The following is a 13041-nucleotide window of genomic DNA, read 5'->3' as shown; positions in this document are numbered from 1 at the left end:
GTAGGTCAAAAAGCTACTCGAACCTTTCCGGCAGATGATGCTCCTCGGCGAGGTCGGAGAAGCGGGTGAACTCGCCCTGGAAGGCAAGGCTGACGGTGCCGGTCGGGCCATGGCGCTGCTTGGCGATGATCACTTCGGCCTTGCCCTGGACCTCGATCATCTTCGTCTCCCAGGCGAGATGCTCGGGCGTGCCTTTCTCCGGCTCTTTGTTCTTGATGTAGTATTCCTCGCGGTACACGAACAGCACCACGTCGGCATCCTGCTCGATCGACCCCGATTCGCGCAGGTCGGACAGCTGCGGATGTTTGTCGTCGCGGCTTTCGACCTGACGCGAGAGCTGTGAGAGCGCGATGATCGGCACGCCCAGCTCCTTGCCGAGCGCCTTCAATCCGGTGGTGATCTCGGTGATTTCCTGGACGCGGTTCTGCGACGCCTTGGCGGATGAACCCTGCATCAGCTGGATATAGTCGATGACCATCAGGTCCAGCCCGCGCTGGCGCTTGAGGCGGCGGGCGCGCGCCGCGAGCTGGGCGATCGAGATACCACCCGTCTGGTCGATGTAGAGCGGGCGCTTGTGGTTCTCCTGCGTGTAGGCGACAAGCTTGCCGAAATCGGCCTCCGTCAGATCGCCGCGCCGGATTTTCGACGATGGAATCTCGGTCTGCTCGGAGATGATGCGGGTGGCCAGCTGCTCGGACGACATTTCGAGCGAGAAGAAACCGACGACGCCTCCATTGGCCGCCTTGACCGAACCGTCGGCCTGCTGGGCAGGCTCATAGGCGGCAGCGATGTTGTAGGCGATGTTGGTGGCCAGCGACGTCTTGCCCATGCCTGGGCGGCCGGCGATGATGATCAAATCCGAAGGCTGCAGGCCGCCCATGCGGTGGTCGAGATCGCGCAGGCCGGTGGCAATGCCGGACAGGTGGCCATCGCGCATATAGGCCGCGCTGGCCATGTCGACGGCGTTCTTCAACGCATCGGAAAAACTCTCGAAGCCGCCATCGTAGCGGCCGTTTTCGGCCAGCTCGAACAGGCGGCGTTCGGCGTCCTCGATCTGTTCGCCGGGCGCCATGTCGACCGGCGCGTCATAGGCGATATTGACCATGTCCTCGCCAACGGTGATCAGAGCGCGGCGTGTGGCAAGGTCATAGATGGCGCGGCCATAGTCGGTGGCGTTGACGACGGTCACAGCCTCGACCGCCAGCCGCACGACATATTGCGCCATCGTCATGTCGCCGACCTTCTCGTCGGCGGGCAGGAAGGTTTTCAGCGTGATGGGCGTCGCCACCTTACCCATGCGGATGAACTCGGACGCCACCTCGAAGATCTTGCGGTGCAGCGGCTCGTAAAAATGGCTGGCCTTGAGGAAGTCCGAGACGCGATAGAAGGCGTCGTTGTTGACGAGGATGGCGCCGAGCAGCGCCTGCTCGGCCTCGATGTTGTTTGGCGCTTCTCGATAAAGCGGTGTTTCCGCGACGCCGAATTTTCGCGCTGCTTCTGCCATGATGTCCCCGATTTCGATCCCGGCTTCTCGATATCAGAACGTGACAAGTCCATGCTGACTTATCTGCACCAGTGTCTGTCCAATCAGCTTTGATACCCGCGATTCACAGCCGAGTTTTTTCGGTGGAAAGAATCGCAATTGACTCGAATCGAAAGAACGATTGTAGCGCATCTACAGGGAGAACAAAACGGGAAGACAAGAATGATGCCCTGTGCAGCCATCCCGCTCAAAGCTGACCGAGTCGCCCCTCGATGAACCGGCGTTCCGCCGGTTGCCGGGTCAACTCGATCGCCCGCCGGTAGGAGGTCCTTGCCGCTTCGGTCAAGCCAAGCCTGCGCTGCATGTCTGCTCGCGCCGCGTGCGCCAGATGGTAGCCGTCCAGCCCGCCTTGTCCCATGACCGCCTCGATTGCCGCCAGTCCGGCCTCCGGGCCGTCGCGCATGCCTATGGCCGCGGCGCGGTTGAGTGCCACGACCGGCGAGGGGTCGACGCGGCCGAGTACATCGTAAAGCGCGACGATCTGTACCCAGTCGGTCTCCGCCGTGCCTGCCGCCTCGGCGTGGACGGAAGCAATGGCCGCCTGCAGGATGTAAGGTCCGATGCGGCGCGAGGCGATCGCCCAACCGATCAGGCCGTCGGCCTCGGCGATCAGCGAACGGTCCCACAGCGTGCGGTCCTGATCCTCCAGCAGGACAAGGTCGCCGCTGGCGTCGACCCGCGTCGCGCGCCGCGCCTCGTGCAGCAGCATCAGGGCAAGCAGCCCTTGCGCCTCCGGCTGGTCGAGCAGTTCGACCATCAGCCGGCCGAGCCGGATCGCTTCGGCACACAGGTCGGCCCGCGTCAGGTTCGGCCCCTCGGTTGCCGCGTAACCCTCATTGAAGATCAGGTAGATCACCTGCAGCGCACTCTCGAGACGCGCCGGCAGGTCGTCGCGGTCGGGCACTTCGTAAGGGATGGCCTCGTCCCGGATCTTCGCCTTGGCCCGCACGATGCGTTGCGCGATGGTTGGCGCCGGCGTCAGATAGGCGCGAGCAATCTCCTCGGTGGTCAAGCCACCCACTTCGCGCAGGGTCAGGGCAATGCGTGCATCCGGCGTGAGCGCCGGGTGGCAGCAGACGAAAATGAGCCGCAATTCATCGTCCTGAATGTCTTCCGGCATGGCTGGTTCCGGCGTCGGCTCGGCCAGAGCCGTGAGCTCGGGCAGGGCCCCGGTCAGCCGCGCTTCCCGGCGCCAGCGATCGATCGTCCTGAAGCGGCCGGCCGAGACCAGCCAGGAATAGGGATTGGCCGGCACACCCTGGCGCGGCCATTGTTCGGCGGCAGCAGTGAAGGCCTCATGCAAGGCCTCCTCCGCCGCGTCGAAACCGCCGAGCAGGCGGATCAAGGTCGCCAGCACGCGCCGCGCTTCGGTGCGGTAGGCCGCCTCCAGGGCGTCGCGCGGGCCGGCGGTGCTCACAGGACCGGCGGCGGCTGGCTGAAGTCGACGACCGGACGGACTTCGATAAAGCCGATCGTTGCCAGCGGATGGCCGCTCGCCACCCGCACCGCTTCATTGAGATCACGGGCTTCGATGACGATGATGCCGCCCAGGATTTCCTTGGTCTCCATGAACGGGCCGTCGACCGAAGACATCTTGCCGTCGCGGACCTGCACGGTCATCGCCTCTTCCGGCAACACCAGGGCCTCGGCGGTTACGAAGTGGCCGCTGGCCTTAAGCACCTCGTCATATCCGGCGCATTCGGCCAGCACGGCGTTGGCTTGCGGGCTGCCGCCGAACAGCGTCTTGGGGTGGTAGTAGATGAGACAGGCATAACGCATGGTGGGTTTCCTTTTCCAGGATTGTCGAAACTAGGGTTCTTGGGATCAGGCGTCGAGGATCGGTGCGAAGCCGCCATGGACCCGGCGCTGGTTGTCGTAGGGCATGGTGTCGGCATACATGCGCGGATCGGCAATCACCTTCTTCCAGGCGTCGTCACGCACCTGCTTCGACGGCCATTCGACCCAGGCATAGACGACAACCTCATCGCCCGTCGCTTTCACGGCGGTGCGGTAATCGGTGATCTCGCCGTCGGGAACATCGTCGCCCCACGCCTCGACGACGCGGGTTGCGCCATGTTCCTTGATCACCGCGGCCTGCTTCGCCGCCACGGCAAGGTAGGCTTGCTTGTTGGCGGCCGGCACCGGCACCAGCGAGCCATCGATATAGCCGGTCTTGCCGGTCGTGTTCAGGTCGATGAACGGCGTGAAACCGCCGATGATCATGCGCTTGCCGTCAAAGGGCATGGACGCGCCGATCTCCGCCATGCGCGGGTCGCTCATTATCGTCTGATAGGCAGCGTCCGCCGCCGCCTTGTCCGCGTATTCGTGCCACGAAAAGGTGATGACGACCTCATCCGGCTTTGCCTTCACGGCTCCCTTGAAGTCGGTGATCTTGCCGCCGGGCACGTCGTCGCCCCATCCTTCGACCATGCGGGTGGTGCCGAACTCCTTCAGCACCGATGCCGCCTTGGCGACATGCTTGCGATAGGCTTCCTTGTTGGCGGCGGGCACCGCGGCGACAAATCCTGCGATATAGCTCATTGCGTTTCTCCTGTTGGCTGGTGCCGTTTGACACTCTTGGCGTCTCGAAAGGTTCGAGAACGCCAATGGTCGAACGGCACGGCCTGGATTCGACATCGCTCCGAAATTTTTCTGCGGAGCGGTTCGAAACGCCACTGCCGCCTATTCGGAAGCCAGCCTGTCGCCCCAGTCCAGCCGCCGGGCGAGCTTGAAGTCGGCGCCGTCGCGCTTGGTGAACAAGCGCTCGGCGGCGGTACCGTCGTCCTGGCAAAGCTTGAGCAGAACCTTGCCGGAGCCGGATTTCGGCGGCGCAAGAACCCGTGCCTGGTGCGAAGTGGGCCGTTCTCGGGAAGCCGCGACATAGATGAACTTCTCGTCTTCCCACGGCACGTCGGCATCCTTGGCCAGCCGATGCAGGCGCGAGCGGGCGACGCGGCGGGAAAAATGGCACCAGTCGGGCTGGACCAGCGGGCAGGGCGCCTGATGCGCGCAAGGCGCTAGCACATGCGCGCCCGCCTCGATCAGCTGCCGGCGCACGGCAAGGATGCGCTGCCAGCCGGCAGGGGTGCCCGGCTCGACCACAAGCAGCGTGTCGGCGGTGAGTTGCCAGAGGCGGTCGATGAGCTTCGGCAGTGATGCGGGAGCGATTTCATCGAGCACATAGGCGCAAGTGACCAGATCGGCCGACTTGAGGTCGGCAAGGTCGATGGTGGCATCACCCGCCAGCCACCTCGTCTGGGCGGCAATCGCACCGGCGGCAAGTGTCTCGCCGACCTTGCGTACCGCCGCACTGGCTTCGAACAACACAGCCTGTTCGAGATCGGGCCACAGCTCAGTCGTGGCCCAAAGCGCAGTACCAGGACCCGCGCCGACATCGAGCAGGCTCTTGGGTTGGAAGGCGGGCTTGGCATCGCTCAGCGCATCGAGACTGGTGCGGATCGCGGCATAGGTCGCCGGCAGCCGCGTCGCCAGATAGGCTTTCACCGCCAGATCCTCGGCCATGTGCAGACGGCCGTCGCGCAATTCGGCACGATAACGGTCGGACAGCGTTTTTGCCGCTTGTTTGAGTACCGCCAGCGGAACGTTTTCGAGCAAGCGCTCGACACCTTGGCGAAGGGATGCCGGCAACTCCATCTCACGCGCCCCGCGGGACGAGAAGGATCACGGAAGCGCCGGCAATGCAGAGCGCCGCGCCGGCAAAATCCCAGCGGTCGGGGCGCACGTCCTCCACCAGCCACAGCCAGCCAAGCGATGCCGCAATGTAGATGCCGCCATAGGCGGCGTAGGCGCGACCGGCGGCTGACATGTCGACCAGCGCCAGCAGGAGGCCGAACAGGGCAAGCGAGCCGAGGCCGGGAAGAAGCCAAAGCGGCGACTTATCCAGCCGCCACCAAGCCCAGAACGAAAAGCAGCCGGCGATCTCGGCCAGAGCGGCGGCGGCGGCATAGAGGACGTAGGTCATGAAAAAGGTTCCGCGACGGTCACGGGACCTTTTTCAGTGCAGGCGCCGGCAATGGCAAGCGGCAATGCTATTCCTGGTCCGCAACCTTGCGGCGGCGAGCCGGCTTGGCGGTCGGGCTCTTTTTGACGGGAGCCGTTTCACGATGCCCCATATCGCGCATCTCGAGCGCCTTTTCGCATTTGGCCATGTAGTCGCGCGACATCGGCAGCGTATCGTTCTTCTTGGTGATCTGGATCTGGAAGATGACCAGGTCCTGCCAGCGGAAGGCGGCTTCCGAGGCCGCCAGATAGAATTCCCACATGCGGCAGAAGCGCTCGTCATAGATCGCCTTGGCCTTGTCGCGGTTGGCAGCGAAGCGCTCGCCCCAGTGCTTCAGCGTATCGGCATAGTGGAGCCGCAGGATCTCGACGTCGGTGACGACCAGGCCCGACTTTTCGATCGCCGGCATGACTTCCGAGAGCGAAGGGATATAGCCGCCCGGGAAGATGTATTTGCGGATGAATGCGCTGGTCGCCCACGGCACGCCGGAACGACCGATCGTGTGCAACAGCATCACGCCATCGGGCTTGAGCAGCGTCGCGCTCTTGTCGAAGAACGTACGGTAGTGGTTGACGCCGACATGCTCGAACATGCCGACCGAGACGATGCGATCGAAACGCTCGTTGAGTTCGCGGTAGTCCTTGAGCTCGAAATGCACGCGGCTTTCCAGCCCTTGCGCGTGCGCCCGGTCGGTGGCGACGCCATGCTGCTCGGTCGACAGCGTCACGCCCTGCACGTCGACGTCGAACGCCTTGGCGAGGTAGAGGCCAAGCCCGCCCCAGCCGGAGCCGATGTCGAGCACCGTCTGGCCGGCTTTCAGCCGGAGCTTGGCGGCGATGTGGCGCTTCTTGGCGGCCTGCGCTTCGTCCAGCGTCATGTCCGGCTGCTCGAAATAGGCGCAGGAATACTGCATGTCCTGGTCAAGGAAGAGCCGGTAGAGGTCGCCCGACAAATCGTAGTGGCGCTGCACGTTGCGGCGCGAGCGCGAGGCGGTGTTGATCTGCTGCAGGCGGCGGAAGGCGTGGCGCAGCCCTTCGATGGCCTTCGACCAGGTGGCGTCGATGCCGCCGCTGCCCATGTTCTGGAAGGCGATGCGCATCACGCCCAGCACGCCACCTTCGAGGATGTCGAGTTCGCCGTCCATGTAGGATTCCGGAACTGCCAGCATCGGATCGAAGGTGATGGCGCGCTCGGCATGCGCGGTCTTGATGTGCATGTGCACCGGTTCGCCGCTGCCGTCGCCGAAAACCACCGTCGAGCCCTTGGGGCCGGTCACCTTGAGATTGCCGGTGCGCACCAAGCGGTCGAGAACGCGCTTCAACAGAATATTCATGACCAAATGTCCCCTCTCGGCCAGACAGGCTGCCTTAGCGCGTGACCGCGAAAATCGGGATCGATTTCACCGGGGGTCTTGCGCCGAACCAAAGTTGCACAGCGTGCTTTGCGCGGCCAAAGGACGCGCTACGCCATAGTCTGCAACAATATATAGGGGTTCGAAAAGTTCCATTTGGCACAAAAATGCCCGGGCGAGAGACCCGGGCATTGGTCCAGCATGGCTGGATGACGGCAAAGTGATCGGAGCTTGGCTTTAAGTCGTGATCAGCCCATGGCTCCAATCGTCTTGCGAAGTGTGATCAGGCGTTGTCTTCGCCGCCCTCGAACTCGGTGTTCGGATCGAAGAAGTTCTCCGGCCGGGCGTTGTCGTTGATGTCGTCGCCATAGATGGCTTCGGCGGTGGTCAGTGTCTCGCCCTTGGCCTGGCGCTCGGCTTCGTCAGCCGTGCGGGCGATGTTGAGCGTGACGGTGACCTCGACTTCCGGATGCAGCGCGATCGCCACATTGGTGACACCGATGGTCTTGATCGGCTGGTTGAGCAGGATCTGGTTGCGGTTGATCGAGAAACCTTCCGCCGTCAGCAGATCGGCGATGTCGCGGGTCGAAACGGAACCGTAAAGCTGCCCGGTTTCGCCGGCGGAGCGAACGGCGATGAAGCTCTTGCCGTCGAGCTTTTCGGCGATCTGGGCCGCTTCCGACTTGCGCTCGAGGTTACGGGCTTCGAGTTGGGCGCGCTGGCCTTCGAACTTCTTCTTGTTGGCTTCGTTGGCGCGCAGCGCCTTGCCCTGCGGCAGCAGGAAGTTACGGGCAAAGCCGTCCTTGACCTTGACGGTGTCGCCCATCTGGCCGAGGCGGGAAACGCGTTCGAGAAGAATGACGTCCATGGTTTTGTTCCTTCGGTTGGACGCCAATCGCAAGATGAGATCGACGCCGAATGTCTTGGGAACAGGCAGGAAGCTTGAGCGCCTTTGGCGCTGGTGTCGCTGTCCTGCCTGTCGCGGCAGTTAGAGGTTTTGACCTCAACCCGGGATTTGATGTTCAACCCTGCGGCGCCCGTCGCCGTGGGAGAAGAGCGGGCGGCGAACCGCCCGCATTTGAGATATTACCGAACCACGTAGGGCAGCAGGCCGAGGAAGCGGGCGCGCTTGATTGCCTTGGCGAGTTCGCGCTGCTTCTTCTGGCTGACGGCGGTGATGCGCGACGGCACGATCTTGCCGCGCTCAGAAATGTAGCGCTGCAGCAGACGCACGTCCTTGTAGTCGATCTTGGGCGCGTTGGCGCCGGAGAACGGGCAGGTCTTGCGGCGGCGATGGAACGGGCGCCGGGTCGGGATCTGATTGATGTCGACCATTATTCTGCACCCCCTTCAAAGCCTTCGCGCGGACGGCGCGGGCCACGATCGGCACCAGCGTCGCCGAACGAACGCGGCGGACGATCGCCACGGTCGCCGCGGTCACGATCGCCGAACGAACGTGGACCACGATCGCCACGGTCACGGTCGCCGAAGCCGCCGCGTTCAGAGCGCTCTTCGCGCTTCTGCATCATGGCCGACGGGCCTTCCTCATGCGCCTCGACCTTGATGGTCAGGAAACGCAGCACGTCTTCGGACAGGCCCATCTGGCGCTCCATCTCGTTGAGCGCGGCCGCCGGGCAATTCAGGTCCATCAGCGTGTAGTAAGCCTTCCGGTTCTTGTTGACCCGGTAGGTGAGGGACTTCAGTCCCCAGTTCTCGACCCGGCCGACGGACCCGCCATTTGCGGAGATGACACCCTTGTACTGTTCGACAAGCGCATCGACCTGCTGCTGCGAGAGGTCCTGCCGGGCAAGAAACACATGTTCGTAAAGAGCCATTATGTCTTATGCCTTTCTTCGTTTCTCTCCCGGTTCCCGGCGGCAAAAGCCTCTGCAACTTCTCTGACCCGCAAACCCTCGAAGGGGCAGGGGGAAGAAAGGAGCATGACGAGACGGTCGAGAGCGGAGACACGGGAGGCGGAAGCACTTCCGGCTTCACACGAAGGTTCTAAGAAACCTCCGGCCCTCCGTTCAGCCCCCAGCAAGGACCGGCAGATTGCGGGCGTCTATACAGCAATCCGACCGTAAAGCAAGGGCAAGCGGCATTCCCGTGTGTCCCACGCGACGATCGGGGAGCAGCAACGGCTGGAGTTGTGGTTTCCGGCAACCACGTCTTAACCACACCAGCAGGTTGTGTGGAGTTGAAGCCTGGCTGTCAACGGTCGATTCATCATGGAAGGCGCAAAAGCCCGGACGACCGCACAAAAGCGGCAAGCATTTCCGGGGGCAAGGATGCTTCTCAACAAATTCTGGCGCTCGAAGAGCGGCAATTTCACGCTTGTGCTGGGACTGGGCTTGCCGGTGATCCTGACGGCTGTCGCTTTCGCAACCGATGTCTCGACCCTTATGCGGGCCAAGAGCAATTTGCAGAACGCTCTCGATTCGGCAAACCTTGCTTCCTCGCACCTTGGCGATCTCGACATCACCCGCAATGACGCTTTCAACCGCTATTTCCAGGCCAACATCGTCGGTCATGGCGAGCTCGGCAATGCGCAGGCGACGTTGACTGTCGACAAGGGCGTCAACTTCGTCAAGACAAAGGCGGTTGCCTCGGCGGACGTCAATCTCAACTTCGCCTTCCTGTTCGGCGACAGCAAGCACATCGTCGTCGATGCCTCGGCGGTCGAATCGCACAACCAGCTCGAAGTCGTGCTGGTGCTGGACAACACCGGCTCGATGGCCGGCGCGCGGATGACGGCGTTGAGGACGGCGACAAAATCGTTGCTCGACACGCTCGAAGCGGCGAAATCGCCGACGCGCAAGGTCCGCGCCTCGCTGGTTCCTTTCGTAACCGCTGTCAACGTCAATGGCGACGGCTTCGATCCGTCCTGGATCGACATGGACGGCAAGTCCTCGACCAACGGCGTCAATTTTCCCGTCATCGACGGCAAGCGACCGAACCACATGGCGCTTTTCAAACAGCTCAAGAAGACCGGATGGACCGATGCCGGATGGAATGGCACCGGATGGAAGGGTTGTGTCGAGGCGCGGCCAGGCGCTTACAATATCTCCGACACGCCACCCGACACGGCCAAGCCCGACACGCTGTTCGTGCCGTACTTTGCGCCGGACGATCCCGAAGACGCCCAAAAGCCGTCTGGCGCCTATGGCAATTCGGACAAATACTACAACAACTCCTACCTCAACGATGTCAGCGACAAAACCAGGCTTGCCCAGTCGGGCATCAACATTCTGGGCATCGATCTCAGCAACCTGCTCGGCAACCTCATCGACCTTTTGTCACCCGATGACAGGGCTGCCAGGGAAAAGATCGCCAAATATGTTGCGCCCGCCAAGGAACTCATCACCGAGACCGGCTCTCCCATCACTATCGGCCCGAACCGTGCGTGTCCGACCCCGGTGGTCCCCCTGACCGACGATTTCGACAAGCTGCGCAAGGCAGCCAGTCAGATGACCGAGTGGAACGGTTCGGGCACCAATGTCTCCGAGGGCCTGTCATGGGGTATGCGGGTGCTGTCGCCCGCCGCGCCCTACACCGATGGAGCGCCGTGGAAGACGCCCGGCATCAGCAAGATCGTGCTGTTGCTCACCGACGGTGAGAACGTCGTCTATGGCGCCAGCCAACAGCCGACGAAGTCTGACTACACATCATATGGCTATCTGGCCGGCGGCCGTTTCGGATCGGATAACCAGACGACCGCTGCGCGCAATGTCGACGGCTGGACCAAAAGCGTCTGCACCCAATTGAAGGACCAGGGCGTGCAAATCTACACCATGGTGCTGCAATCCGACACCGCAGCCAACCGCGCGCTTTACAGCGCCTGCGCCTCTGATCCGAGCGGCTATTATGCAGTCAACGATCCGACCAAATTGCCGGACGTCTTCCAGCAGATTGCCAACAAGTTCTCAAAGCTGCAATTGACGAACTAAAGGCGGTCTCAACTCGTATGGGCGGCGACAATCTTGTCAACGGTCTCGGGGAAGAAGTCGGGCGCGGCGTGGCGTTTGCCGAACATCATATCGTACTGCAACAGGCGGAAATCGCGGATCGCCGGGTCGATGTCTTTCTGCCGCGCCCAATCGGGCGTGGCCTCGCCAGCCGGCGTCAGCAGCAAATTGCGGTCGACGACACGGTAGCGTTCGTTCATCTCGCCCAGGAAGCCGGTGTAGTAGGGATGGCTGATGCCGGCCGTCTTCAGGATATGATAGGGCAGGAAGGCTGGGCTGACGGCACCCATGTGCTCAGCCGGCCCGGTGCGGTTCGACCAGATGACAAGCGGCGTCTCATGATGCTCGAGGGCAGCCTCGGGCGACGCTTCCTTGCGCGGCGCGACATTGTCCTTCAGGAAGCCGGTTTCGACATAGACCGGCCCCAGCGGCGGCAGATGGTCGCCGAAGAAGGCGATCACGGTGGGGCGGGAGCGTGTCTTGGCCCATTCGACGAGGCGTTCGAGACCGCGATCGGCATCGGCTGAGCCCTCGGCGTAACTGAGCAGCGATTCGCGCGCCCACTGGCTGATTGGCGCCTGCACCGTGTGCGTCGGATTGTAATAGCGGTTCGGCTCGTAGGGACCGTGGTTCTGCAGGCTGACCGCAAAGAAGAACACCGGCTCATCGCTGGCGTCAGCCTCGCTGATGATCTCGTCGGTCATCGCGGCATCCGATGCCAGTGGCCCGCGTTTTTGCATTGGCGGCAGCGTCTCTTCCGACTTGAAATCGTTGAAGCCGAAATCGGCGTAGACCGCGCCACGGTTCCAGAACCAGTTGGTGCCGGGATGGATGGCGCGCGCCCGGTAACCCTGGCTCTTGAGGAAGGTTGCCAGCGAAGGCGTCGGCGTGCGCACATATTGCTGATAGGGGATGCTGCCTGCCGGCAGGAACGCGTTGGAAAAGCCGGTCAGCGCCTCGAACTCGATGTTGGCGGTCATGCCGCCGAATTCGGGCGAAAACATCGATCCCGAGCGCAGCGCCCGCACGTTGGGGATCGGGTCGGGCGTGATGGTGACGCCAGGCAACTTGGTCGGATCCCAGAAGGATTCGCTCATGACGATGATGATGTCCGGCTTCTCGGCCGGCACCGAGGCGGTCACACCGGGCCTGGCTATCGCTGCGATCGCCTTGTCGGAATAGCCCGGCGGCGCCGAGACATGCGCCATCGGCACATTGAGCGCAAAAGCCAGCGCAAAGCCGTTGGAGGCATAGTTTTCCTTCTGGTCCCACATGATCGGGATGATCTGCAGCCGGTCCCTGGTCCAGGAGAAGGTGGCGTAGTCCATGATCGAAACGAAGAAGGCGAGCAACGGCACTGCCAGCGTCAGCCGCGCAAGACGGCCCTTGCGGCTGAGTGCGGGAACCTTGCGGCGCCACACCCGCCAGCCATAGACGAGCAGTGACAGGCCGGCGACGATGCCGACGACCATGGCGAGCGCGGTCATCGGCCGGTCGCGCACCAAAAGCGGCAGCAGCGCGAAAATCTGGCGGGCATAGAGAAAATCGGTCGGATAGAGCGGATCGCCGAGATAGTGCGACTTCTGGTGGCCGACGAAGGCAAGGGATAGCGTCAGCGGCGCGACGATCATCAGGCTCTGATGGCTGCGGCCGAGCACCGCATCGAGGCCGATCAGGATCAGCGCAAACACGACGATGGTGGTCCAGCCGGGCTTCAGCGGCTGCAGGAAGAAGGAGACGGTGCCAGCAAAATCGCCGCGCACGATCAGTTCGATCGCAAACACCAGGACGGCCGCGATCGCCAGGCTGACAAGCCCATAGCGCACGACCGGCCATCTCCTGCCCGGCAGATAGCCGGTGGAGGGGTCGTCTTCCAGGAACTGTGGCGCGGGCTTGCCGGCGCGTTTGTAACTCTTTGCCACTTTAACTTCCCCACCCAGCGACAAGCACGTCACTCGATTGTCATGGAATTGTCACGCAAAGCTAGCGCCTGTAACGGAAATAAGAAGAGCCAGCAAACGAATCGTGAGCGGTTTTCATCAGGAGTGATCGCCAAAAAGCCTTTCGGAACAGGCACTCGGCGGACGGAGCCGCCGCCGGGCAGGGCCGAACCGGGCTTGACTTGGCGGCCTGCCTTGCGTCACAGGCAAGCAAAACCAGC

Annotated in this window: 12 protein-coding genes; 1 reads left to right on the top strand and 11 read right to left on the bottom strand. The window is 62.7% G+C overall.

The window, feature by feature from the left end; translation table 11 throughout:
• Nucleotides 1–13 precede the first annotated feature (13 nt).
• The 10 genes from EOA13_RS02135 to rpsF form a co-directional block, all read right to left on the bottom strand.
• Nucleotides 14–1504 carry a replicative DNA helicase gene (locus EOA13_RS02135; RefSeq protein ID WP_127261333.1) on the bottom strand — a complete coding sequence of 497 codons (1491 nt, stop codon included), beginning with the start codon at nt 1502–1504 and terminating at the stop codon, nt 14–16.
• 226 nt (nt 1505–1730) lie between these two features.
• Nucleotides 1731–2960, bottom strand: coding sequence for an RNA polymerase sigma factor (locus EOA13_RS02130; protein ID WP_127289275.1), 1230 nt, complete (start codon nt 2958–2960; stop codon nt 1731–1733).
• Nucleotides 2957–3322 carry a YciI family protein gene (locus EOA13_RS02125; protein ID WP_127289273.1) on the bottom strand — a complete coding sequence of 122 codons (366 nt, stop codon included), beginning with the start codon at nt 3320–3322 and terminating at the stop codon, nt 2957–2959. The genes EOA13_RS02130 and EOA13_RS02125 overlap by 4 nt, the downstream gene beginning before the upstream one ends.
• Before the next feature lie 45 nt (nt 3323–3367).
• Nucleotides 3368–4084, bottom strand: a complete 717-nt coding sequence (locus tag EOA13_RS02120) for a DUF1428 domain-containing protein (protein WP_127289271.1) — start codon at nt 4082–4084, stop codon at nt 3368–3370.
• 141 nt (nt 4085–4225) lie between these two features.
• Nucleotides 4226–5197: a small ribosomal subunit Rsm22 family protein gene (locus tag EOA13_RS02115; protein ID WP_127289269.1), complete on the bottom strand. Its 972-nt coding sequence runs from the start codon at nt 5195–5197 to the stop codon at nt 4226–4228.
• Nucleotide 5198: 1 nt separating this feature from the next.
• The gene (locus tag EOA13_RS02110) at nt 5199–5525 is read right to left on the bottom strand and encodes a YnfA family protein (RefSeq protein ID WP_127289267.1); all 327 of its coding nucleotides are present in this window, start codon (nt 5523–5525) and stop codon (nt 5199–5201) included.
• A gap of 67 nt (nt 5526–5592) precedes the next feature.
• Nucleotides 5593–6897 carry a cyclopropane-fatty-acyl-phospholipid synthase family protein gene (locus tag EOA13_RS02105; protein WP_127289265.1) on the bottom strand — a complete coding sequence of 435 codons (1305 nt, stop codon included), beginning with the start codon at nt 6895–6897 and terminating at the stop codon, nt 5593–5595.
• Between the two features lie 301 nt (nt 6898–7198).
• Nucleotides 7199–7783 carry a 50S ribosomal protein L9 gene (gene rplI / locus EOA13_RS02100; protein WP_127289263.1) on the bottom strand — a complete coding sequence of 195 codons (585 nt, stop codon included), beginning with the start codon at nt 7781–7783 and terminating at the stop codon, nt 7199–7201.
• Nucleotides 7784–8001: 218 nt separating this feature from the next.
• Nucleotides 8002–8250 carry a 30S ribosomal protein S18 gene (gene rpsR, locus EOA13_RS02095; protein WP_006203718.1) on the bottom strand — a complete coding sequence of 83 codons (249 nt, stop codon included), beginning with the start codon at nt 8248–8250 and terminating at the stop codon, nt 8002–8004.
• Nucleotides 8250–8750, bottom strand: a complete 501-nt coding sequence (rpsF, locus tag EOA13_RS02090; RefSeq protein WP_013532520.1) for a 30S ribosomal protein S6 — start codon at nt 8748–8750, stop codon at nt 8250–8252. Before rpsF ends, rpsR begins: the two co-directional genes overlap by 1 nt.
• A gap of 453 nt (nt 8751–9203) precedes the next feature.
• Here rpsF and EOA13_RS02085 point away from each other — a divergent pair, with 453 nt between their 5' ends.
• Nucleotides 9204–10862: a pilus assembly protein gene (locus tag EOA13_RS02085; RefSeq protein ID WP_127289261.1), complete on the top strand. Its 1659-nt coding sequence runs from the start codon at nt 9204–9206 to the stop codon at nt 10860–10862.
• An 8-nt stretch (nt 10863–10870) separates the two neighbouring features.
• On the opposite strand, the gene EOA13_RS02080 is transcribed toward EOA13_RS02085, so the two are convergent.
• Entirely contained in the window at nt 10871–12802 is a 1932-nt protein-coding gene (locus EOA13_RS02080; RefSeq protein ID WP_164779944.1) for an LTA synthase family protein, read from the bottom strand.
• Nucleotides 12803–13041: the final 239 nt, after the last annotated feature.

Source organism: Mesorhizobium sp. M7A.F.Ca.US.011.01.1.1 (assembly GCF_003998295.1).
GTDB lineage: Bacteria > Pseudomonadota > Alphaproteobacteria > Rhizobiales > Rhizobiaceae > Mesorhizobium.
This window is presented reverse-complemented; position numbering and strand designations above follow the sequence as displayed.